This window comes from Streptomyces sp. NPDC006372 (assembly GCF_040612515.1).
Taxonomy (GTDB): domain Bacteria; phylum Actinomycetota; class Actinomycetes; order Streptomycetales; family Streptomycetaceae; genus Streptomyces.
On the sequence record NZ_JBEXQJ010000002.1, the window covers coordinates 1 to 21,160 of the forward strand.

Here is a 21,160-nt window from a genome sequence, read left to right on the forward strand (position 1 = left end):
CGGAAGGGGACGTGTCGGGGGGTGTCCGCCCGCAGCGGTTGGCGCGTCAACGGACGGTTAGTCGGTGTCCGAGTCCATCGCGCCGTTCCGAGGACGGACACCCCCCGGCGCGGCCCCGACCCACCGCACCCCGGAAGGCGCTACGCGCACCCCCACCGAAGCAGCACAGGCCGCCGCAGGCATCCCACCCGACACCGGAGAGGCTGACACCCCACCGTGCACGACGAACTCATCGCACAGGCCCAGGCGTGGCTCACCGAGGACCCCGACCCGGAAACCCGCACCGAGCTCGCCCGCCTCATCGACGCCCAGGGCCACACCGAACTCGCCGCCCGCTTCTCCGGCACCCTCCAGTTCGGCACCGCCGGCCTCCGCGGCGAACTCGGCGCCGGCCCCATGCGCATGAACCGCTCGGTCGTCATCCGCGCCGCCGCCGGCCTAGCCGCGTACCTCAAGAAGCAGGGTCACCAGAACGGCCTGGTCGTCATCGGCTACGACGCCCGCCACAAGTCACACGACTTCGCCCGAGACACCGCCGCCGTCATGACCGGCGCCGGCCTGCGCGCAGCGGTTCTCCCCCGCCCCCTCCCCACCCCCGTCCTCGCCTTCGCGATCAGGCACCTCGGCGCGGTCGCCGGTGTGGAGGTCACCGCCAGCCACAACCCGCCCCGCGACAACGGCTACAAGGTGTACCTCGGCGACGGCTCCCAGATCGTCCCGCCCGCCGACGCCGACATCGCCGCGGAGATCGCAGCGGTCCCGTCCCTCACCACCGTCCCCCGCCCCACCGACGGCTGGGACACCCTCGACGACAGCGTCCTCGACGCCTACCTCGCCCGCACCGACGCCGTACTGTCCAAGGGTTCCCCCCGCACCGCCCGCACGGTGTACACAGCGATGCACGGTGTCGGCAAGGACGTCCTCCTCGCCGCCTTCGCCCGCGCCGGCTTCCCGGAACCGACCCTCGTCGCGGAGCAGGCCGACCCCGACCCGGACTTCCCGACCGTCGCGTTCCCCAACCCGGAGGAACCCGGCGCGATGGACCTGGCCTTCGCGACGGCCCGCCGCAGCGAAACCGCCCCGGACCTGATCATCGCCAACGACCCGGACGCCGACCGCTGCGCCGTCGCCGTACGAGACGGCGACGACGGCACCGACAGCACCAACTGGCGCATGCTCCGCGGCGACGAGGTAGGCGCACTCCTCGCCGCCCACCTGGTCCGCCGCGGAGCAACCGGCACCTTCGCCGAGTCGATCGTCTCGTCCTCCCTCCTCGGCCGTATCGCCGAGAAGGCGGGCCTCCCGCACGTCGAGACCCTCACCGGCTTCAAGTGGATCGCCCGCGCCGAGGGCCTGCGCTACGGCTACGAGGAGGCGCTCGGCTACTGCGTCGACCCCGACGGCGTACGCGACAAGGACGGCATCACGGCCGCGCTCCTGATCACGGAGCTGGCCTCCGTCCTCAAGGAGGAGGGCCGCACGCTGCCGGACCTCCTCGACGACCTGGCCGTGGACCACGGCCTGCACGCGACGGACCAGCTGTCGGTCCGCGTCGAGGACCTGTCCCTCATCGCCGCCGCGATGCGCCGCCTGCGCGAACAGCCCCCGACCGAGCTCGCCGGCCTGCCGATCACCCGCACCGACGACCTCACCCGGGGCACGGACAGCCTTCCGCCCACCGACGGCCTGCGCTACACGCTCGACGGCGCCCGGGTGATCGTCCGCCCGAGCGGCACGGAGCCGAAGCTGAAGTGCTACCTGGAGGTCGTGATCCCGGTCGCGACCCCCGCCGACCTCCCGGCGGCCCGCGCGAAGGCGACGGACCTCCTGGACTCGATCAAACGGGACCTGTCGGCGGCAGCCGGAATCTGAGCCCGACCGGGGTGCCCGACGCGGACGCACGGGCACCCCGCACCCACCGAACCTCCGTGGCCTCACACACCCTTACGGGCAGCCTCCCGCCGCTGCCGCTTCCCCAACGGCGCCTGCGAGAGGTCCTCGGCCTGCGACCGGAGGTTCTTGTAGCCGTACCCGCGCTCGCCGAGCCACGCCCGCGCCGCCTGCTCGGCCCGTTCGGTCGCCTCGAGGATGTCCTCCTCGGCGTCCCCGGAGTCCAGGAAGCGGACTCCGGCCCCCATCACCCCACAAGCAGCAGAACCACAACAAGCACCGCCCCGGCCACCACAGGCGCCAAGACCTCGTACGCCCACCGCACGGTCACTTCGCCCTGCGCCGTCTCCGCCTCGCGCCGCGCCTCGTGCAGCCCGCGCAGCTCGTCCACGATCCGGTCGGTCTCCGCCCGCGCGGGCCCGTCGGACACCTGGTCATGGCCGGCTCCGGCCCCCAGCCCCGCCCTCATCCCGAGCGCACTGCCCCGCCCCTCGTCCCGCCCCATGGCCCGCCGCGCCTGCGCCGACGCCCGCATCTCACGCCGCGCGGCCTTCTTACGGGCGCGCAGCGAGACGGGGACGGCCCACAGCTGGTACTTGGCGCCGGACTCGGTGACGGCCTCGTTCGAGTAGGCGGACTTCAGCGAGGCGATCTGCCCCCAGGGCAGCACCACGACGCGGAAGGGGTTGCGCACGCGCAGCCGGTCATCGCCCGCGTACACGGCGGGCCGCAGGGTGAAGGCGACGACCAGCGGCACGATGAGCAGCATCAGCGCGAGCGCCAGCCAGGGCGTGCGGCCCTCCCCCGAGATCACCGCGTCGATGCCGAGCCACGCGGTGAGGGCGAGCAGCAGCACACCACCGGCGATGGCCGGGGCCGACCGGTACACCCGGTCCTCGGACTCGGGCTGCGGCGCTGGTGACTGGGGCTCGGGGCTCGTCATGCCTCGATTCTGCCGGACCCGCCCCGGCCCTGGCCTCCACCCCCTGTTTCCACGGGCGAAGCCCAGGGGCTGTACAGCCGCTACGCGCGTAGATATGCTCGTCTGGTGACCATGCCCAGTACTGCACTCACCGCAGCTCACCCCCTCAAGGACGTCACCTCGTCCGACAGCGCGCTGCGCCGCTTCCTCCACGGGCTTCCCGGCGTCGACGCGGTCGGACTGGAGGGCCGTGCGGCTTCCCTCGGCACCCGTTCGATCAAGACGACCGCGAAGGCGTACGCCATCGACCTCGCCATCTCGATGGTCGACCTGACGACGCTGGAAGGCGCGGACACCCCGGGCAAGGTCCGGGCGCTCGGCGCGAAGGCGGTCCACCCCGACCCGACCGACCGTACGACGCCCGCCACGGCCGCGGTCTGCGTCTACCCCGACATGGTGGCCACGGCCAAGGAGGCCGTCGCCGGTTCCACGGTGAAGGTCGCCTCGGTGGCCACCGCCTTCCCGGCGGGCCGCGCCCCGCTGACCGTCAAGCTGGCCGACGTCCGCGAGGCCGTCGCCGCGGGTGCCGACGAGATCGACATGGTCATCGACCGCGGCGCGTTCCTCGCGGGCCGGTACCTGGCGGTGCACGACGAGATCACGGCCGTGAAGGAGGCCTGCGGCACGTCCGCGCGCCTGAAGGTCATCTTCGAGACGGGCGAGCTGTCGACGTACGACAACATCCGCCGCGCGAGCTGGCTCGGCATGCTGGCGGGTGCGGACTTCATCAAGACGTCCACCGGAAAGGTCGCCGTCAACGCGACCCCGGCGAACACGCTCCTCATGCTGGAGGCGGTGCGTGACTTCCGCGCACAGACCGGCATCCAGGTCGGTGTGAAGCCGGCCGGCGGCATCCGCACCTCCAAGGACGCCGTCAAGTTCCTCGTCCTGGTCAACGAGACCGCCGGCGAGGACTGGCTGGACAACCACTGGTTCCGCTTCGGCGCCTCCTCGCTGCTGAACGATCTGCTGATGCAGCGCCAGAAGCTGGCCACCGGCCGCTACTCCGGTCCCGACTACGTGACGGTGGACTGATCACCATGGCACCCGCATTCGAATACGCCCCGGCCCCCGAGTCCCGCGCGATCGTCGACATCGCCCCGTCGTACGGCCTGTTCGTCGACGGCGAGTTCACCGAGGCGGCCGACGGCAAGGTCTTCAAGACGGTCAGCCCCTCCTCCGAAGAGGTCCTCGCCGAGATCGCCCAGGCGGGCGAGGCGGACGTGGACCGCGCCGTTCAGGCCGCCCGCAAGGCCTTCGAGAAGTGGTCGGCGCTGCCCGGCTCGGAGCGCGCCAAGTACCTCTTCCGCATCGCTCGCATCATCCAGGAGCGCTCCCGCGAGCTGGCCGTCCTCGAAACCCTCGACAACGGCAAGCCGATCAAGGAGACGAGGGACGCCGACCTGCCCCTCGTGGCCGCGCACTTCTTCTACTACGCGGGTTGGGCGGACAAGCTCGACCACGCGGGCTTCGGCGCGAACCCCAGGCCGCTGGGTGTCGCGGGCCAGGTCATCCCCTGGAACTTCCCCCTCCTCATGCTGGCGTGGAAGATCGCCCCGGCGCTCGCCACCGGCAACACGGTCGTCCTCAAGCCGGCCGAGACGACCCCCCTCTCGGCGCTGTTCTTCGCGGACATCTGCCGCCAGGCGGGCCTGCCGAAGGGCGTCGTCAACATCATCCCCGGCTACGGCGACGCCGGAGCCGCGCTGGTCGCGCACCCGGACGTGAACAAGGTGGCCTTCACCGGATCCACGGCCGTCGGCAAGGAGATCGCGAAGACCGTCGCGGGCACCCGCAAGAAGCTCACCCTCGAACTGGGCGGCAAGGGCGCCAACATCGTCTTCGACGACGCCCCCATCGACCAGGCGGTGGAGGGGATCGTCAACGGGATCTTCTTCAACCAGGGCCAGGTCTGCTGCGCGGGCTCCCGTCTCCTCGTCCAGGAGTCGATCCAGGAGGAGCTGCTGGAGTCCCTGAAGCGCAGGCTCTCCACGCTCCGTCTGGGCGATCCCCTGGACAAGAACACGGACATCGGCGCGATCAACTCCGAGGAGCAACTGACCCGCATCACCTCGCTGGTCGAGCAGGGTGAGGCGGAGGGCGCCGAGCGCTGGTCCCCGGCCTGCGAACTGCCCGCCGCCGGCTACTGGTTCGCCCCGACGCTCTTCACGAACGTCACCCAGGCGCACCGGATCGCCCGTGACGAGATCTTCGGCCCGGTGCTGTCGGTGCTGACCTTCCGCACCCCGGACGAGGCCGTCGCCAAGGCCAACAACACGCCGTACGGCCTGTCGGCGGGCATCTGGACGGAGAAGGGCTCCCGCATCCTCGCGGTGGCGAACAAGCTCCGGGCCGGTGTCGTCTGGTCCAACACGTTCAACAAGTTCGACCCGACCTCGCCGTTCGGCGGCTACAAGGAGTCGGGCTTCGGCCGCGAGGGCGGCCGCCACGGCCTGGAGGCGTACCTCGATGTCTGACCGTTTGAGCGTCTTCAAGACCTACAAGCTGTACGTCGGCGGGAAGTTCCCGCGTTCCGAGAGCGGCCGGGTGTACGAGGTGACGGACTCGAAGGGCAACTGGCTGGCCAACGCACCGCAGTCGTCCCGCAAGGACGCCCGTGACGCGGTGGTCGCCGCCCGCAAGGCGTTCGGCGCCTGGTCCGGCGCGACGGCGTACAACCGGGGCCAGATCCTCTACCGCGTCGCGGAGATGCTGGAGGGTCGCCGCGACCAGTTCACGCGTGAGGTGGCCGACGCCGAGGGCCTGTCGAAGTCCAAGGCGGCGGCGGTCGTGGACGCGACGATCGACCGCTGGGTCTGGTACGCGGGCTGGACCGACAAGATCGCCCAGGTGGTCGGCGGCGGCAACCCGGTCGCGGGACCGTTCTTCAACCTGTCCTCCCCCGAGCCGACGGGCGTGGTCGCCGTGCTGGCCCCGCAGGAGTCGTCGTTCCTGGGCCTGGTGTCGGTGCTCGCCCCGGTGATCGCGACGGGCAACACGGCGATCGTGGTGGCCAGCGAGAAGTCCCCTCTCCCCGCCCTGTCCCTGGCCGAGGTGCTGGCCACCTCGGACGTCCCGGGCGGCGTGGTCAACGTCCTCTCGGGCCGTACGGCGGAGATCGCGACGCCGCTCGCCGCCCACCAGGACGTCAACGCGATCGACCTGGCGGGCGCCGACGAGATCCTGGCGAAGGAGCTGGAGATCGCGGCGGCCGACAACCTCAAGCGCGTACTGCGTCCACAGCCTGTGGATTACGCGGAGACTCCGGGCACCGACCGCATGACGGCGTTCCTGGAGACGAAAACGGTCTGGCACCCCACGGGGTCACTGGGCGCGTCGGGTTCCTCGTACTAGCCCCGCCCACGCCCTCGATGCGGAAGCCCCGGCCCTCCTCCGTCCAGGAGGGCCGGGGCTTCTCCCGTACGCGGGCGCTCTCCCGTCAGATGCCGAGGCGCTGGGCGATGCCGTCGAGCACGCAGTCGAGACCGAACACGAACTCCCAGGCCCGGTCGTCCTTGCGGGCCGCGTTGAGGGCGTACTGCTCGAAGGCGGGGTAGCGGCCGGTGCTCATCAGGTAGCGCATCTGCGGGGCGAGCGCCTGCCGCGTCTCGTCGCCGCTGGTCCAGCCGTTGCGTTCCTGATAGTCGCGCATGGCGATCTCGGTCTGGGCCGAGCCGTGCACGAAGGAGGTGACGGCCCGGAAGGCGGCCATCACCGAGTCGGCGTCCAGGCCGCATACGGTGAGCGCGGCCAACTGCCGTTCCGCCACGGCCATCCGCGACGGCGTCAGCATGATCACCGGAGTGGGCATGGCCGCCATCCACGGGTGGGCGAGCATCAGCTCCCGGGTCTGCAGGGCGTAGGAGCGCAGCACCTCGCGCCAGTCCGTCGTGCCGTCCGGCACGGCCAGGTCCCGGGAGACCCGGTCGATCATGAGGGCCCAGAGGTCGTCCTTGCCGTCCACGTGCCGGTAGGCGGCCATCGGAGCGACGCCGAGCCTGGTGGCGAGGCGCCGCATGGTGACGGCGGCACCGCCCTCTTCGTCTGCGATCTCGACCGCGGCGGCGGCGATCCGCTCCAGGGTCAGCGAGGTGCGGGGGGCCGGGGCGGGCCGCTCCATGCGTTCCCAGAGGGAGGGCGTCTCGGCCCCGCTGTCCTCGCCCGGCTTCTTCGCGACCGCCACGGCCTCTCCTCTCCTGCCCTCCGATGTCGTGTACAGCGTATCTCCAGTAGACGGCGTACACATCCATGTGTACGTTGTACGCATCGAAGATACGCCGTACACATCCAGGGGGAGACCCATGCCCGCCGCCACCGAACCTCTCCGCGTCGCCGTCCTCGTCGGCTCGACCCGGGAGGGACGTTTCGCACCCGTCGTGACGAAGTGGCTGACCGGCCACCTCGACCAGCGTGACGATCTGCGCGCCGATGTCGTCGACCTCGCCGAGACACCGCTCCCGACGGTGCTCCCGGCCTTCGGCCGGCAACTGCCGCCCGGCACCGAGGAGCAGTTGGCCCTCGTGTCGCCCCGGCTCGCCGCGGCCGACGCCTTCGTCCTGGTCACTCCCGAGTACAACCACAGCTTCCCGGCGTCCCTGAAGAACGCGATCGACTGGCACGGCGAGCAGTGGCACGGCAAGCCGGTCGGCTTCGTCTCGTACGGCGGCCTGTCCGGCGGTCTGCGCGCGGTGGAACAGCTGCGGGTCGTGATGGCCGAGGTGAACGCCACGACCATCCGCAACACCGTCAGCTTCCACAACGCCTGGAGCTGCTTCGACGCGGACGGCACCTGCACGGACCCCGCCGCCGACACCGCGGCGAAGGCCCTGCTCGACCAGCTCGCCTGGTGGGGGCACGCCCTGCGGGACGCCAAGACCGTCCGCGAGTACGTCGCATGACGGACGAGTCCCGCGCCGGTGAGACCCGGGCCGCACCCACGGGCACGGCTCAGCCGCCCGGCCCGGACGCCCCGCCCTCCCGCATCGTCGTTCTCGGCCTGCTGCTCGGCATCGTGCTCGCCACGCTCGACGGAACCGTCGTCGGCACCGCACTGCCCACCATCGTCGGCGACCTGGGTGGCCTCGACCACCTGTCCTGGGTGATCACGGCCTACCTGCTCACCACCGCCGTCACCACGCCCATCTGGGGCAAGCTCGGCGACCTGTACGGCCACAAGCGCACCTACCTCACCTCCATCACCGTCTTCCTCGTCGGCTCCGTGCTGTGCGGACTCGCCCAGGACATGGGGCAGTTGATCGCCTTCCGGGCCCTCCAGGGGATCGGCGCGGGCGGGCTGTTCGTGGGCGCGCTCGCCCTCATCGGCACGCTGCTCACACCCGCGGAGGCCGGGCGCGCCCAATCCCTGATCGGAGTGCTGCTGCCGGCCGCGATGATCGGCGGCCCCCTGGTCGGCGGTTTCCTGACGGACCGGCTGGACTGGCGCTGGGTCTTCTACGTCAACGTCCCGGTCGGCGCCCTGGCACTTGCCCTGATCGGCCTCGGGGTGCGGCCCCGCGCCCCGCGTGCCGAGGCCCGGATCGACCTGGCCGGTGCCGGGCTGCTGACCTGCGCGATCCTCGCCCTGACACTGCTGGGGAGCTGGGCGGGGACGACGTACGCCTGGTCGTCACCGCAGATCATCGGGCTCGCCCTGGTCTGCGCCGGCGCGCTGGCCGCCTTCGTCCGGGTCGAGCGGCGCGTCCCGGAGCCGGTGATCCCGCCCCGGCTGTTCCGCGACCGCAACTTCTCGGTGGCGCAGGTCATCAGCTTCGTCACGGGTGCGGCCATGCTGGCGGCGGCGAGCTATCTGCCGCAGTACCTGCAGTTCGTCCGGGGCATGTCGTCCACCGGGAGCGGCCTGCTGCTGCTCCCGCTGATGCTGGGCATGATGGGCGCCCAGCTGGTCATCGGCCGACGGGTCGGCGACGGCGGCCGCTACCGCGGCTACCCGATCGCGGGCGGCGCGCTGGCCGCGGCGGGGGCGCTGGCCCTGCTGACGCTGAGCACGGCCACGCCGGCGCCGGTGGCTTCCGGCCTGACGCTGGTGCTGGGCGTGGGCATCGGCTGTCTGATGCAGCCGACGATGCTCATCACGATGAACAGTGCGGAACCGCGTGACATGGGGGCGGCCAGCGGCACCCAGACCCTGCTGCGCACCATCGGCGGCTCGCTCGGGGTCGCCGTCCTCGGCTCGGTCTACACCGGCCGGCTCACGGACGGCTTCACGGACCGGCTGGGCACCGACGGCGCACGGCTGACCGGCCGGGAACTCACACCCGAGCTGCTGCGTGACCTGCCGGATCCGGTCCAGCAGGCCTTCCGGACGGGCGTGGTGGACGGTCTGCACGGTGTCGCGCTCGGCGCGGCCGCGCTGTGCGCCGTGGCGTTCGCGGTGTCCTGGCTGATCCGGGAGGTCCCGCTGCGGAGCCGCTGAACTACCTCCCCGAGACCGGCCTGGTGACCTGGCCCAGCGCCAGGGCGTCCCCGACCGACGGCGCCTGGGCCACCGGGCCCGTCACCTCCCTCGACTCCACCGGCTTGAAGTCGGCGACCTCGGTGCCGACGCCGTTGTCCAGCGGGTCGACTCCCGTGCCGGCGAGGGGGTTGGGCTTGAGGCCGGTTGCAGGGGCGGTGACGTGGCCGACGGTGTCGGTGGTGGTCCGCAGGCCGGACTCGGGGCCGGTCTTGCCGAGCGAGGTGCCGACCGTCTTCACGACCGAGTCGGTCCCCGCCGCGGCCGACGCCGTACCGGCCCCCAGCGCCACGCCCGCGGTCGCGAGGACGGCCAGGACCCGCTGGGCGGTCGGCTTCTTGGGAGAGACGTGTCGGGCCATCGTTGCCACCTTCTGATGCAGTGGGTAATCGAGTCGGAGCACAGGGTAGTTGAGATGTGACGCGCGCATCAAAGGCGACCCGCAGGGCGTACGGCGCCCGCCGGATGCCTCACACTGGTGTCCCGTGAGTTCCCCACTGCCCATACCGACGCGAGTCGTGCTGCTCTGCGGCCCCTCCGGCTCCGGCAAGTCCCTCCTCGCGGCCCGCTCCGGCCTCCCGGTGCTGCGGCTCGACGACTTCTACAAGGAGGGCGACGACCCGACGCTGCCCGTGGTGGCGGGGAGTTCCGACATCGACTGGGACCATCCGCACTCGTGGGACGCGGACACCGCCGTCGCCGCGATCACCCGCCTGTGCCGCACGGGCCGCACGGACGTCCCCGTCTACGACATCGCGCGCAGCGCCCGCACCGGCGAGGAGACCGTCGACATCGGGCGGACCCCGCTGTTCATCGCGGAGGGCATCTTCGCAGCGGAGATCATCACGCGCTGCCGGGAACTCGGTGTCCTCGCCGACGCGCTGTGCCTGAGCCGCGGCCCGGTGAAGACGTTCCGCCGCCGCTTCCTGCGGGATCTCAAGGAGGGCCGCAAGTCGGTGCCGTTCCTGCTGCGCCGCGGCTGGCGCCTGATGCGTCAGGAGCGCTCGATCGTCGCCCACCAGACCGGGCTGGGCGCGTACGCCTGCGACCGGGACGAGGCGATGGGCCGGCTGGCGGCCGCGGCGGCGGGCCGGTGCGCGAGCCTGCGCACAGCGGCCTAGGCGACGAGAGCACGAAGAAACGGGCCAAAGAAGCGGGCCCGAAGAAGCGGGCACAAAAAAGCGGGACTGGACGGACCCCCCGGCCCTCCAGTCCCGCTCCCCCGTGTCCCCCGCTCCCCTGCACAGACGCCCCCCAGCGTCTTCGCAGGTCCCCCGCTCGGGCCCCGTTCCCCCGTGGCCCCTTGTGGTGCTCCCCCCAGCCTTCAGGCGACGAGCTCGCCGAAGGCGTCCTCCTCGTCACGGCCGAAGCTGAGGACCTCGTCCTCGCGCAGCCGGCGGAGCGACCGCCAGATGCTGGACTTCACCGTGCCGACACTGATGTCGAGGATGTCCGCGATCTCCGGGTCCGTGCGGCCCTCGTAGTAGCGCAGGACCAGCATGGTGCGCTGGAGTTCGGGGAGCCGGGCGAGCGCCTGCCACAGGACCGCGCGCAGCTCGGTGCCGCGCATCGCGTCCGTGTCGCCGGGCGTCTCCGGCAGTTCCTCGGTCGGGTACTCGTTGAGCTTGCGGCGCCGCCAGGCGCTGATGTGCAGGTTCGTCATGGTGCGGCGCAGGTATCCGCCGACCGCCGCCTTGTCACTGATCCGGTCCCACGCCCGGTAGGTCGAGAACAGCGCGCTCTGCAGCAGGTCCTCGGCCTCGAAGCGGTCGCCGGTGAGGTGGTAGGCGGTGGCGTACAGGGAGGCGCGGCGCTCCTGGACGTAGGCGGTGAACTCCGCCTCCGACAGCGAACAGCGCTCCCCCGATTCCTCCCTGTACGCGGCTCCCCCGTGAGCCTTGCTCTCCCCCGTACGAGCGTCAACCACCGTCATGTAACCGGTGTGCTGACGCCCGGTGCCGCGAGCGCACCCCCGCCCTCCCCCACGCTCGAATCCGCTCGCGCGGGAGGGACCCCCATCGGCACCGGACTTCTCGGCACCCCGGTTCACGTCGTGCAGACGCGTGATCACTGCGCTGGTGGTGGTGCCGTGCAGCGTGTTCATCTCGCGCCCCCCGTCGTGGACTTCCGGTGTGCGGCCCGCCGGTCGGGCGGGCTTCCTTGCCTGTGCCGAAAAGCTTGCCTCGGCACTTTCATGGCCGTGTCCGTCGACTGTCACAGACCTGTCACAGGGGTCGGCCACAGTGCGGCCACGGTTCGTTCACAGGCGTCGGCGGCAGGCGCGGGCATGATCTCCGCCCACAGGTCGAACCGCGCCCCCTCCATGGGCCAGAATGAGCCCGTGCCTTCCCTGTTGCTGATCGAGGACGACGACGCCATCCGGACGGCCCTGGAGCTCTCTCTGACGCGCCAGGGTCACCGCGTGGCGACCGCTGCCAGTGGTGAGGACGGTCTGAAGCTGCTCCGTGAGCAGCGGCCGGATCTGATCGTGCTGGACGTGATGCTGCCCGGCATCGACGGGTTCGAGGTGTGCCGGCGCATCCGGCGCACGGACCAGTTGCCGATCATCCTGCTGACCGCGCGCAGCGACGACATCGACGTGGTGGTCGGGCTGGAGTCCGGCGCCGACGACTATGTCGTCAAACCGGTGCAGGGGCGGGTGCTGGACGCCCGGATCCGGGCCGTGCTGCGGCGCGGCGAGCGGGAGTCCAACGACGCGGCGTCGTTCGGCAGCCTCGTCATCGACCGCTCGGCGATGACCGTGACGAAGAACGGCGAGGACCTCCAGCTCACGCCGACCGAACTGCGGCTGCTGCTGGAGCTGAGCCGCCGGCCGGGCCAGGCGCTGTCCCGGCAGCAGCTGCTGCGGCTGGTGTGGGAGCACGACTACCTGGGCGACTCGCGTCTCGTGGACGCGTGTGTCCAGCGGCTGCGTGCCAAGGTCGAGGACGTGCCGTCGTCCCCGACGCTGATCCGTACCGTGCGGGGTGTCGGCTACCGGCTGGACGCGCCTCAGTGACACAGGGGCACCAGGGGGGAACCCGCGGCTGGGCCGCGACGCGCAAGGGAGTCTGGTCGCGGCTGCGTTTCACGAGCCTGCGGCTGCGGTTGGTCGTCGTGTTCGGCCTGGTGGCGCTGACGGCCGCCGTGTCCGCGTCCGGTATCGCGTACTGGCTCAACCGTGAGGCCGTGCTGACGCGTGCCCAGGACGCGGTGCTGCGCGACTTCGAGCAGGAGATGCAGAACCGGGCGGGCGCGCTGCCCGAGCATCCGTCGCAGGACGAGTTGCAGCACACCGCGGGCCAGATGGCGGGCAGCGACCAGCGCTTCAGCGTGCTGCTGGTCGCCACCGACGCCGACGGCAGGACCGTCTACGGCAGCTCCGGAGGGCTGAACGGCTTCTCGCTGCGGGACGTCCCGGCCTCGCTGCGCACGGCGGTGAACAGGACGCAGAAGGTCGACGCGAACAACAAGCACCCGTACCACCTGTACTGGCAGCGCATAGTCGACCACGACACGCCGTACCTGGTGGCCGGGACGCGGGTGATCGGCGGCGGTCCGACCGGTTACATGCTCAAGTCGCTGGAGCCGGAGGCCAAGGACCTGAACTCGCTCGCCTGGTCGCTGGGGATCGCCACGGGGCTCGCGCTGATCGGCTCGGCGCTGCTCGCGCAGGCCGCGGCGACGACCGTGCTGAAGCCGGTGCAGCGACTCGGGGCCGCCGCGCGGCGGCTCGGCGAGGGGAAGCTGGACACCCGGCTCAGGGTCTCGGGGACCGACGAACTCGCCGATCTGTCCAGGACGTTCAACAACGCGGCCGAGGCGCTGGAGAAACGGGTCGCCGACATGGCAGCGCGGGACGAGTCCTCCCGGCGGTTCGTGGCGGACATGAGCCACGAGCTGCGGACGCCGCTCACCGCGATCACCGCCGTGACGGAGGTGCTGGAGGAGGAGCTGGAGGCGGAGACCGGGAGCATGGACCCGATGATCGAGCCCGCCGTACGGCTGGTGGTCAGCGAGACCAGGCGCCTGAACGACCTGGTCGAGAACCTGATGGAGGTCACCCGCTTCGACGCGGGCACCGCCCGGCTCGTCCTGGACGACGTCGACATCGCCGACCAGATCACCGCCTGCATCGACGCCCGTGCCTGGCTGGACGCGGTCGAGCTGGACGCCGAGCGGGGCCTCCACGCCCGGCTGGATCCGCGCCGGCTGGACGTCATCCTGGCCAACCTCATCGGCAACGCGCTCAAGCACGGCGGCTCCCCGGTGCGGGTGTCCGTCCGTGAGGACGACGACTGGCTCGTCATCGAGGTGCAGGACCACGGTCCGGGCATCCCCGAGGACGTCCTGCCGCACGTCTTCGACCGTTTCTACAAGGCCAGCGCCTCCCGGCCGCGCTCCGAGGGCAGCGGGCTCGGCCTGTCCATCGCCCTGGAGAACGCCCACATCCACGGCGGGGAGATCACCGCGGCCAACTCATCCGACTCGGGTGCGGTCTTCACCCTGCGGCTCCCGCGCGACACGGCCGAACCGGGCGAGGAGCCCGCCGGTGGCGAGCCGAAGCCCGGGGAGGACGCCGACCGGCCCAGGGGCGAGGACTCCGAGGGGGACGCCTGATGACCACACGCCGACCGTCGACCGCGTCTTCCGAGGACGCCGGCGCCCGGCGGGGGCGCCTTGTGGCCCTGGGGCGGCTGGCTGCCGTTCCCGCGCTCGCCGTGCTGCTCGCCGGGTGCGGTATCCGGGCCACGGAAGTGCCGACGAACTTCGGGCCCGCGCCCTCGCGGGTTCAGTGTTCGCTCGCCGAGCCGGACGTGGCGGCGCAGGCCGCGCGGGGGCTGCCGGTGCAGGTGTTCCTGCTGTGCGGGTCCTCGCTCGTGACCGTCGACCGGACGGTGCGGGTGCCGGACGGCGCCGCCGACTCCGAGCGGCGCATCCTGGTGGCGCAGGGCCTGCTGGACCAGCTCGCCAGGACTCCGTCGCCCGCCGAGAAGGAGGCCGGCTACAGCTCCGACGTGCGCGGCGGCATCACCGTCGGCAGGCCCCGGCCCGGCGACCCGGAGGACACGCTGCGGCTCAGCACGGCCCCGGACAGCCTCACCTCGTACGCCCTCGCCCAGATCGTCTGCACGTTCTCCGACTCGGCGGCCGCCGAGGGCGACGGCTCGGTGGTCCTGGGCGGCCCCGGCGCCGAGCGCCCGCGCCGCTACGAGTGCACCGACGAGGTACGGGCCCGCCCGGGCAGCAAGGAACCGCCGTCCAAGGACGTCGCCGGCGAGTGAGGCGGCCGGCTCCGGGCGGGCTGTGGCGCATGCCTCACCGGCGTACCGGGGGGCTTCCCGGAACCGATCCTGCCGAAGGGCGCGTCTAGGGGGGCGTGCAGCGTCAAGGCTCCATCGGCGGCAGCGCCGCGTTCCGCATCCGTGTGACAGGAGGTGTCCTCCTCGTCGCACATCTCGCGTTCGTCGCCTGGTTCACGCTGCGACCGCTGGACGTGCCCTGGGTGATGCCCGCCAATCTGCGGCCGTTCGACGGTCTGCGGGCCGATCTCGCCCTGGGCTGGCCCGAGGCGGCCCGCCGGATCGGTGAGGGGCTGGCGCTGCTCGCCCCGCTGGGTGTGCTGCTGCCCATGGCGAGCGGAAGGCTGATCGTCTCGCCGCTGGCGTCCCTGCTGAACACCGTCACCGCCGGCGCCCTGTTGTCGCTGGGCATCGAACTGCTCCAGACCGGTGTCCCCGGCCAGGTCGTCGACATCGACTCACTGTTCCTGAACACCGCGGGCGTGTCCCTCGCGCACCTCGCGCTGGTCCCGGCCGGCCGCTCCTGGCTGCGCCGCCGCAGCCGCGCACGCCTGACCCGTACGCCCCTCCCGGAGGAGCCGGCTCAGGGTCGGACCCCGACGATTCCCAGGGTCGGGATCGCCCCGTGGAGCGACGCTTTGCCCCCTTCGTCTCCGTAGCGTGGAGTGCAGATGGGGTACTCGGAGACGAGGCCTCACACCGACACTCACGAAGGAGTCGCACATGTCCCGCCTCGCCCGCCCCACCCACGGCCGCATGATCGGCGGAGTGTGCGCCGCACTGGCACAGCGCTTCGGCACCTCCGCCACCACGATGCGGGTGATCTTCCTGGTCTCGTGCCTGCTGCCCGGCCCGCAGTTCCTGCTGTACATCGCGCTGTGGATCGTGCTGCCCTCGGAGAACAAGGTGCAGAACAAGGCACAGACGGCCTGGTGACCGGCCGCCGCGGAAACGCCGATGGGGCGCACCCCGTGTCCAGGGGTGCGCCCCATCGGCGTGTGTCCGCCAGGGCGGGAGGGGCAGCGGGTCAGACGACCGGCAGGCCCTTCGTCGGCAGACCCTTGGTGGGCAGGCCCTTGGCGGGCAGGCCCTTCGTCGGGAGGCCCTTGGCGGGCAGACCGCCGAGCAGCTTGCCGGCCGGGCCAGTCGGGCCCTGGGCGAGCGCGCCCTTGGCGGCCGGCTGGGCGGCGGCGAGACCGCCGCCGGCCAGGGTCTGGCCCTGACCCAGCGTCTCAGCCGAGCCCGGGAGCGCCTGGGAAAGCTGCTCCGCCGGGAGCGCCTTGCCGGCGGTCTCCAGCGTCTGAGCGGTGTCCGGGACGGCCGGGGCGGCGGCCGCGGCACCCGCACCGACGGCGGCGAAGGCGACACCGAGAGCGGCGACACCGAGGGACTTGGCAGCAGACTGCTTCATGAAAACGCGTCCTCGTAATGGAATGACGGGGTGTGTGAGCGGTTCAGCGACCGTAGACACTCAACGCCGCCCGCCGCAAACATCGAAATGCGGACGGCTTGTGAAAGCCGTCCGCATTCCCCGTGCGCCGATTAACCCGGGATCAGCCGTCGTTATCGACAGAACCGCTGGTGGAAGCGGTCTGCCGGAACAGCCATTCGGATTTCAGCTCGGCGTATCCCGGCTTGATCACGTCACTGATCATGGCCAGTCGTTCATCGAAAGGGATGAACGCTGATTTCATCGCATTGACTGAGAACCACTGCATGTCGTCGAGCGTGTAACCGAATGCATCGACAAGGTGCTCGAATTCCCGGCTCATGCTGGTGTGGGACATGAGACGGTTGTCCGTATTGACGGTGGCACGGAAATGCAGCCGGCGCAGCAGCCCGATGGGGTGCTCGGCGTACGAGGACGCCGCCCCGGTCTGGAGGTTGGAGCTGGGGCACAACTCCAGCGGGATGCGCTTGTCCCGGACGTACGAGGCGAGCCGCCCGAGTTCGACCCGGCCGTCCTCGTGGACCTGGATGTCGTCGATGATCCGCACACCGTGGCCCAGCCGGTCGGCGCCGCACCACTGGAGGGCCTGCCAGATGGACGGCAGCCCGAAGGCCTCGCCGGCGTGGATGGTGAAGTGGTTGTTCTCGCGCTTGAGGTACTCGAAGGCGTCCAGGTGCCGGGTGGGCGGGTAACCGGCCTCGGCACCGGCGATGTCGAAACCCACCACGCCCAGGTCGCGGTAGCGGTTGGCGAGTTCGGCGATCTCCAGGGCGCGGGCCGCGTGCCGCATGGCGGTGAGCAGGGCTCCGACGCGGATGCGGTGCCCGTTCTCCTTCGCGCGCCGCTCCCCTTCCCGGAAGCCCTCGTTGACGGCCTCGACGACCTCTTCGAGGCTCAGGCCGCCCTCCAGGTGCTGCTCGGGGGCGTAGCGCACCTCGGCGTAGACGACGCCGTCCTCGGCGAGGTCCTCGGCGCACTCGGCGGCGACCCGCACCAGGGCGTCGCGGGTCTGCATGACGGCGACGGTGTGGGAGAACGTCTCCAAGTACCGCTCCAGGGAACCGGAGTCGGCGGCCTCCCGGAACCAGATGCCGAGCTTCTCCGGGTCGGTCTCGGGGAGCTGGGAGTAGCGACTGTCGCGGGCGAGTTCGACGATGGTGCCGGGGCGCAGGCCGCCGTCGAGGTGGTCGTGCAGCAGGACCTTGGGCGCCCGGCGGATCTGGTCCGGTGTCGGGGTGTTCGCGATGGTCTGGCTCGTCATTTCCGCACTCTAACTCCTACGCGCGTAGATGGCGCGTTCTCGGCACCTTTACGTTTCCGTCGATACGTAACGGTGACCCCGGGGACGGGTCGAGTACACCCGCGCTTCTGACACTGTTCTGTCGTGACTCCACCCACGCGTAACCGCGCGGGCTTCCTGTGTCGGTGGCTAGGCCACGTCACAGAGGACCGGCCCGGCCCTGTTGAGGACGTTCGTCGCGCCGACGTGGGCCGCATTCGCCGCGAACCCGCACGCCGTGCATTCGAACTTCGCTTGGGTAACGCGGTTCTCCTTCGCTACATGCCCGCAGGACGGGCATGTGCGGGAGGTGTTGCGCGCGTCCACCGGGACCACGAGGCGACCGGCACTCTCAGCCTTGTTCGCCAGGATTCCGAGGAACTGCGCCCAACCCGCGTCGAGGAGGCTGCGGTTGAGCCCGGCCTTCGCGGCAGCACCGTTCGGCAGGAAGCCGCCGGGCTGGTCGGGGTCGGCCTTGGGGGCGGGACTCTTGGACATCCCCGCCGTGTTCAGCCGCTCGTGCGCGATCGCGTCGTGGTCACGGACCAGCGCGCGAGCGGTCTTGTGGTGGAAGTCGGTGCGCTGCCTCCGGATCTTGCCGTACAGCTTGGCGAACTTCCGGACCGCGGCGCGATGCTTCCTGGTGCGCTGCCGGGCCCGCTTGGGGAACGTCGCGAGGTGCTGCTGGGCTTCAGCCAGTTCGCCGGCCATCGCGTCGAGGAAGCGAGGGTTGGCGATGTGTTCGCCGTCGGAGGTGGTCAGGAAGTGGGCGATGCCCATGTCGATGCCGACCACCGCGCCGGTGGGCGAAAGTTTCTCGGCGGGTACGTTGTCGCAGGCGAGGACGACGTACCAGCGGTTTCCCTCGCGTTTCACCGAGATCGTCCTGACGCGGCCCTGCACGGGCCGGTGCTGGTGCACGCGGACGTGCCCGACGCCTTGGAGGCGGACGCGGGTCTGCCGGTCGTCGGGGGTGGAGTCCCAGCGGCAGCCGTCGCCATCCTTCGGGAAGACCACGGTGTCGAAGTGCCCGGCACCCTTGAACCTGGGGTAGCCCGGCGTGAGACTGGCCTTCACACGGCGGAAGAACGCCTGGAATGCCTTGTCCAGCCGACGCAAGGTGGCCTGCTGGGAGGAGAACGACCAGCGCCCCTGACGCTCCGGGTCGAACGCGCGGATCTCTTTGAGCTGCGCAGACTGGTCGCCGTAGCGGATCGTGGTCTTCGAGGCGTGCCGGTAGGCGTCCCGGCGCTCTTGCAGAGCGCCGTTGTACAGGGAGCAGCGGTCGGCCAGCATCTCGCGCAGCGCGACGGCCTGACGGGCTGTGGGCCGCAGGAGGAACTTGTACGCGCGGATCACGAGCTGTCCCCCTTCTTCCACGGGCGTTCCCACTGGGTGTTGATGTACTTCTCGACCGTCGCCGCCGACACGGCACCGACCGATGCCGCGAGATACGACGACGACCACAAGGTCGGCATCCGCGACTTCAGGTGCGGGAACTCCTCGCGCAGGACGCGGGAGGTGAAGCCCTTGAACTGGTTGGCCACGTACGAGGCTGACGACTTCGGGTCGTGCTTCACGAAGAGGTGGACGTGGTCGGGCATCACCTCAAGGGCGATGATCTCCCAGCCGCGTTCACCGGCCTTCTGCCGGATCAGTTCGTCCAGTCGTTCCGCGACCCGGCCGCTGAGGACCGGACGGCGGTACTTCGGGCACCACACGATGTGGAGACCAAGGTCGTACACGCCGCCGGAGAATCGACGAACCTTCCTGTTCACGGCAATGTGGGCACTATACACACGCCGCAGGTCTAATGCGGCAGAAAGGCGGCACAGGTGAACGGTGCAGATTCGTGCACCCAGTTGAGGTCAGCGCAACCAAGAGAAGCCATTCCTCACCCCGCTGAAGCGGGGCGTCTCCTGGCCAGGTCCTGATGGCACACCAAGCGACGCCGGTTCGCAGGGCCCGGCTGGGCAGGACGTTCGGTCCGGAACCGACGGCGGTGAGCGGCGTGGTGCTGCTGCTGCCCGGTGGTGACGAGGTCTCCGGCCGCAGACCGTCCCCCCTGCTGGCCACCGCCTCCGTACGCGGCCTCGGGCGCCGCCTGGCCCGCGCGGGCCGGGACGAGGGCCTCGTCACGCATGTCGTGCACTACCGCTGCCGCGGCTGGAACGGCAGCGAGGCCAACCTCGCGCGCGACGCCGCCTGGGCTGCCGACGAGGTCGCACGGCGCTACGGGGACGTCCCCGTCTGCCTCGCCGGCATCGGCATGGGCGGCCGGGCCGGGTTGCGTGCCGCTGGGCACGAGGGCGTCAACTCCGTGCTGGCCCTCGCCCCTTGGCTGCCCGAGGAGGATGTGGCGGCACCACCCGAACCGGTGAAACAGCTGGTGGGCAGGCAGGTGCTGATCGTGCACGGCACGAACGACGGGCGGACGGATCCGGAGTTGTCGTTCCGGCTGGCGGCGCGGGCGAAGAAGGCGAACCGGGAGGTGTGCCGGTTCGAAGTGCATGCGGACGGGCACGGGTTGAGTCAGTACCGGGACGAAGTGCTGGCGTTGGCGGAGGACTTCGTGATGGGGGCGTTGTTCGGGTGGGCCGTGTCGCGGCCGGTGCGGGACGCGTTCGCGGCGCCGCCGCCACTGGGGTTGCGGATGCCGTTGGCTGCGGGGTTCAGTCCTTCGAGGCGGTAGCGCCGTTTGAGGGGCCTGTGGGTTTCGGGGTGCGGGTTGTTCGTGGCTGGTCGCGCCCCGCGGCGGAACCGCAGATCGTTACAGCCCCGCGCCCCTAGGCAGGCAGCAAGCTGCCCCTTCTTGACAGCAGGAACCTTTTGAAGGCTGCTACCGGGGGTGTGTCCGGGTGGCCTTCCAGCCAGGCCACGCCGATTTCCCGGACCGCCCTCGGGGCTGTGACCGTCAGCTCCACCACTCCTGGGCGGGGGACGGCGGGTGGGGGCAGGAGGGCCACGCCGAGGCCCGCCGCCACCAGGCCCCGCAGGGTTTCCGCCTCCTCCCCCTCGAAGGCGATCCGCGGCTTGAAGCCGGCCTCCTTGCAGAGGTCGTCGGTGATGCGGCGCATGCCGTAGCCGGGTTCGAGGGTGACGAAGGTTTCGTCGGCCGCTTCGGCGAGGCGGATGCGTCTGCGGCCAGCGAGCGGGTGGTCGGCGGGGACGACCAGGCGGAGCTTCTGCTCGTCGAGTCGGCGGGCGACCAGGTCGGGGGCGTCGGGGACCGGGGAGGTCAGGCAGAGGTCGAGTTCACCGGCGCGGAGGCGTTCCAGCATGGCCTCGCCGTAGTTCTGGACGAGGCTGAAGCGGACGCGGGGGTGGTCGGCGCGGAAGGCCTGGAGCAGGCCCGGGACGGTCTCGGCGCCCATGGTGTGCAGGAAGCCGAAGGCGACCTTGCCGGTGGCGGGGTCGGCGTCGGCCCGTACCTCCTCGGCGGCGCGCTCGACCTCGGCCAGGGCGCGCTCGACGGAGGTGAGGAAGGTGCGCCCGGCCGGGGTGAGGGACACGGTGCGGCCGTGGCGGGCGAACAGGTCGACGCCCAGGTCCTGCTCCAGACGGGCCATGGACCGGGAGAGGGTCGACTGGGGGACGTTCATCTCCTGGGCGGCACGGGTGACGTGCTCGGTGCGGGCGACGCCGGCGAAGTACGCGAGGCGGGGCGCCAGCAACATCGCCGTGTCTTCTGTGTCACTGGATGGTGACAGCCGAGCCGCTGAACTGGGTTGATGCACCATGGGAACGATTATGGCAGTTCCATGCATTGGACGGATCAGTGGTG

At 71.1% G+C, this 21,160-nt stretch carries 22 protein-coding genes and 1 pseudogene; 13 read left to right on the top strand and 10 right to left on the bottom strand.

Features of this window, described 5'->3' with window-relative positions; translation table 11 throughout:
* Positions 1–216 precede the first annotated feature (216 nt).
* On the top strand, positions 217–1,872 hold the full coding sequence (locus ABZ016_RS04465; protein ID WP_356915058.1) for a phospho-sugar mutase: 1,656 nt from the start codon (positions 217–219) through the stop codon (positions 1,870–1,872).
* A 62-nt stretch (positions 1,873–1,934) separates the two neighbouring features.
* Here the strand turns inward: ABZ016_RS04465 and ABZ016_RS04470 are convergent.
* A pseudogene (locus ABZ016_RS04470) lies at positions 1,935–2,123 on the bottom strand (DUF6204 family protein); the annotation flags it as partial.
* 14 nt (positions 2,124–2,137) lie between these two features.
* Positions 2,138–2,833: a PH domain-containing protein gene (locus ABZ016_RS04475; RefSeq protein WP_356915059.1), complete on the bottom strand. Its 696-nt coding sequence runs from the start codon at positions 2,831–2,833 to the stop codon at positions 2,138–2,140.
* A 111-nt stretch (positions 2,834–2,944) separates the two neighbouring features.
* Here ABZ016_RS04475 and deoC point away from each other — a divergent pair, with 111 nt between their 5' ends.
* From deoC to ABZ016_RS04490, 3 genes are read left to right on the top strand one after another with little or no spacing between them, the layout of a single operon-like run.
* On the top strand, positions 2,945–3,907 hold the full coding sequence (gene deoC / locus ABZ016_RS04480) for a deoxyribose-phosphate aldolase (protein ID WP_356915060.1): 963 nt from the start codon (positions 2,945–2,947) through the stop codon (positions 3,905–3,907).
* A 5-nt stretch (positions 3,908–3,912) separates the two neighbouring features.
* Positions 3,913–5,349 (top strand): aldehyde dehydrogenase family protein, encoded by a 1,437-nt coding sequence (locus ABZ016_RS04485; RefSeq protein ID WP_356915061.1) that lies wholly within the window; start codon positions 3,913–3,915, stop codon positions 5,347–5,349.
* Complete coding sequence (locus tag ABZ016_RS04490; RefSeq protein WP_356915062.1) at positions 5,342–6,226, top strand: aldehyde dehydrogenase family protein; 885 nt, start codon at positions 5,342–5,344, stop codon at positions 6,224–6,226. Before ABZ016_RS04485 ends, ABZ016_RS04490 begins: the two co-directional genes overlap by 8 nt.
* 85 nt (positions 6,227–6,311) lie before the next feature.
* On the opposite strand, the gene ABZ016_RS04495 is transcribed toward ABZ016_RS04490, so the two are convergent.
* Complete coding sequence (locus tag ABZ016_RS04495) at positions 6,312–7,055, bottom strand: TetR/AcrR family transcriptional regulator (protein WP_356915063.1); 744 nt, start codon at positions 7,053–7,055, stop codon at positions 6,312–6,314.
* 118 nt (positions 7,056–7,173) lie between these two features.
* Between ABZ016_RS04495 and ABZ016_RS04500 the strand changes: the two genes are divergently transcribed.
* A complete protein-coding gene (locus tag ABZ016_RS04500; RefSeq protein WP_356915064.1) occupies positions 7,174–7,770 on the top strand; it encodes an NAD(P)H-dependent oxidoreductase in 597 nt (198 codons plus the stop codon).
* Positions 7,767–9,305: an MDR family MFS transporter gene (locus ABZ016_RS04505; RefSeq protein ID WP_356915065.1), complete on the top strand. Its 1,539-nt coding sequence runs from the start codon at positions 7,767–7,769 to the stop codon at positions 9,303–9,305. The genes ABZ016_RS04500 and ABZ016_RS04505 overlap by 4 nt, the downstream gene beginning before the upstream one ends.
* A gap of 1 nt (position 9,306) precedes the next feature.
* On the opposite strand, the gene ABZ016_RS04510 is transcribed toward ABZ016_RS04505, so the two are convergent.
* The gene (locus tag ABZ016_RS04510) at positions 9,307–9,705 is read right to left on the bottom strand and encodes a hypothetical protein (protein WP_356915066.1); all 399 of its coding nucleotides are present in this window, start codon (positions 9,703–9,705) and stop codon (positions 9,307–9,309) included.
* A 124-nt stretch (positions 9,706–9,829) separates the two neighbouring features.
* Here ABZ016_RS04510 and ABZ016_RS04515 point away from each other — a divergent pair, with 124 nt between their 5' ends.
* Positions 9,830–10,465, top strand: coding sequence for a uridine kinase (locus ABZ016_RS04515; RefSeq protein WP_356915067.1), 636 nt, complete (start codon positions 9,830–9,832; stop codon positions 10,463–10,465).
* A 203-nt stretch (positions 10,466–10,668) separates the two neighbouring features.
* Here the strand turns inward: ABZ016_RS04515 and ABZ016_RS04520 are convergent, their stop codons facing one another.
* Complete coding sequence (locus ABZ016_RS04520) at positions 10,669–11,448, bottom strand: SigE family RNA polymerase sigma factor (protein ID WP_356915068.1); 780 nt, start codon at positions 11,446–11,448, stop codon at positions 10,669–10,671.
* A 237-nt stretch (positions 11,449–11,685) separates the two neighbouring features.
* On the opposite strand from ABZ016_RS04520, the gene afsQ1 reads away from it, so the two are divergent.
* The 5 genes from afsQ1 (at position 11,686) to ABZ016_RS04545 (ending at position 15,583) form a co-directional block, all read left to right on the top strand.
* Entirely contained in the window at positions 11,686–12,363 is a 678-nt protein-coding gene (afsQ1, locus tag ABZ016_RS04525) for a two-component system response regulator AfsQ1 (RefSeq protein ID WP_053675520.1), read from the top strand.
* A complete protein-coding gene (locus tag ABZ016_RS04530; RefSeq protein ID WP_356915069.1) occupies positions 12,360–13,964 on the top strand; it encodes a HAMP domain-containing sensor histidine kinase in 1,605 nt (534 codons plus the stop codon). Before afsQ1 ends, ABZ016_RS04530 begins: the two co-directional genes overlap by 4 nt.
* Complete coding sequence (locus ABZ016_RS04535) at positions 13,964–14,629, top strand: hypothetical protein (protein WP_356915070.1); 666 nt, start codon at positions 13,964–13,966, stop codon at positions 14,627–14,629. Before ABZ016_RS04530 ends, ABZ016_RS04535 begins: the two co-directional genes overlap by 1 nt.
* Before the next feature lie 95 nt (positions 14,630–14,724).
* A complete protein-coding gene (locus ABZ016_RS04540; RefSeq protein WP_356915071.1) occupies positions 14,725–15,306 on the top strand; it encodes a VanZ family protein in 582 nt (193 codons plus the stop codon).
* Between the two features lie 64 nt (positions 15,307–15,370).
* Complete coding sequence (locus tag ABZ016_RS04545) at positions 15,371–15,583, top strand: PspC domain-containing protein (RefSeq protein ID WP_356915072.1); 213 nt, start codon at positions 15,371–15,373, stop codon at positions 15,581–15,583.
* 91 nt (positions 15,584–15,674) lie between these two features.
* Here ABZ016_RS04545 and ABZ016_RS04550 read toward each other — a convergent pair whose 3' ends face one another.
* From ABZ016_RS04550 to tnpA, 4 genes are all read right to left on the bottom strand, one after another.
* Positions 15,675–16,058 carry a hypothetical protein gene (locus ABZ016_RS04550; RefSeq protein WP_356915073.1) on the bottom strand — a complete coding sequence of 128 codons (384 nt, stop codon included), beginning with the start codon at positions 16,056–16,058 and terminating at the stop codon, positions 15,675–15,677.
* 142 nt (positions 16,059–16,200) lie between these two features.
* A complete protein-coding gene (locus tag ABZ016_RS04555) occupies positions 16,201–17,358 on the bottom strand; it encodes an adenosine deaminase (protein WP_356915074.1) in 1,158 nt (385 codons plus the stop codon).
* Positions 17,359–17,526: 168 nt separating this feature from the next.
* Positions 17,527–18,735, bottom strand: a complete 1,209-nt coding sequence (locus ABZ016_RS04560) for a transposase (RefSeq protein ID WP_356915075.1) — start codon at positions 18,733–18,735, stop codon at positions 17,527–17,529.
* Positions 18,732–19,154 carry an IS200/IS605 family transposase gene (gene tnpA / locus ABZ016_RS04565; RefSeq protein WP_356915076.1) on the bottom strand — a complete coding sequence of 141 codons (423 nt, stop codon included), beginning with the start codon at positions 19,152–19,154 and terminating at the stop codon, positions 18,732–18,734. The genes ABZ016_RS04560 and tnpA overlap by 4 nt, the downstream gene beginning before the upstream one ends.
* A gap of 155 nt (positions 19,155–19,309) precedes the next feature.
* Here tnpA and ABZ016_RS04570 point away from each other — a divergent pair, with 155 nt between their 5' ends.
* Positions 19,310–20,068 (top strand): alpha/beta hydrolase, encoded by a 759-nt coding sequence (locus tag ABZ016_RS04570; RefSeq protein WP_356915077.1) that lies wholly within the window; start codon positions 19,310–19,312, stop codon positions 20,066–20,068.
* Positions 20,069–20,162: 94 nt separating this feature from the next.
* On the opposite strand, the gene ABZ016_RS04575 is transcribed toward ABZ016_RS04570, so the two are convergent.
* Positions 20,163–21,116 carry a LysR family transcriptional regulator gene (locus ABZ016_RS04575; RefSeq protein WP_356915078.1) on the bottom strand — a complete coding sequence of 318 codons (954 nt, stop codon included), beginning with the start codon at positions 21,114–21,116 and terminating at the stop codon, positions 20,163–20,165.
* Between the last annotated feature and the right edge of the window lie 44 nt (positions 21,117–21,160).

Bases quoted from the DNA above. Each gene is read 5' to 3' on its own strand.
- ABZ016_RS04475 (WP_356915059.1), bottom strand. From the start codon at position 2,833: ATGACGAGCCCCGAGCCCCAGTCACCAGCGCCGCAGCCCGAGTCCGAG.
- deoC (WP_356915060.1), top strand. From the start codon at position 2,945: ATGCCCAGTACTGCACTCACCGCAGCTCACCCCCTCAAGGACGTCACC.
- ABZ016_RS04485 (WP_356915061.1), top strand. From the start codon at position 3,913: ATGGCACCCGCATTCGAATACGCCCCGGCCCCCGAGTCCCGCGCGATC.
- ABZ016_RS04490 (WP_356915062.1), top strand. From the start codon at position 5,342: ATGTCTGACCGTTTGAGCGTCTTCAAGACCTACAAGCTGTACGTCGGC.
- ABZ016_RS04500 (WP_356915064.1), top strand. From the start codon at position 7,174: ATGCCCGCCGCCACCGAACCTCTCCGCGTCGCCGTCCTCGTCGGCTCG.
- ABZ016_RS04505 (WP_356915065.1), top strand. From the start codon at position 7,767: ATGACGGACGAGTCCCGCGCCGGTGAGACCCGGGCCGCACCCACGGGC.
- ABZ016_RS04510 (WP_356915066.1), bottom strand. From the start codon at position 9,705: ATGGCCCGACACGTCTCTCCCAAGAAGCCGACCGCCCAGCGGGTCCTG.
- ABZ016_RS04520 (WP_356915068.1), bottom strand. From the start codon at position 11,448: ATGAACACGCTGCACGGCACCACCACCAGCGCAGTGATCACGCGTCTG.
- ABZ016_RS04535 (WP_356915070.1), top strand. From the start codon at position 13,964: ATGACCACACGCCGACCGTCGACCGCGTCTTCCGAGGACGCCGGCGCC.
- ABZ016_RS04545 (WP_356915072.1), top strand. From the start codon at position 15,371: ATGTCCCGCCTCGCCCGCCCCACCCACGGCCGCATGATCGGCGGAGTG.
- ABZ016_RS04550 (WP_356915073.1), bottom strand. From the start codon at position 16,058: ATGAAGCAGTCTGCTGCCAAGTCCCTCGGTGTCGCCGCTCTCGGTGTC.
- ABZ016_RS04555 (WP_356915074.1), bottom strand. From the start codon at position 17,358: ATGACGAGCCAGACCATCGCGAACACCCCGACACCGGACCAGATCCGC.
- ABZ016_RS04570 (WP_356915077.1), top strand. From the start codon at position 19,310: ATGGCACACCAAGCGACGCCGGTTCGCAGGGCCCGGCTGGGCAGGACG.
- ABZ016_RS04575 (WP_356915078.1), bottom strand. From the start codon at position 21,116: ATGGTGCATCAACCCAGTTCAGCGGCTCGGCTGTCACCATCCAGTGAC.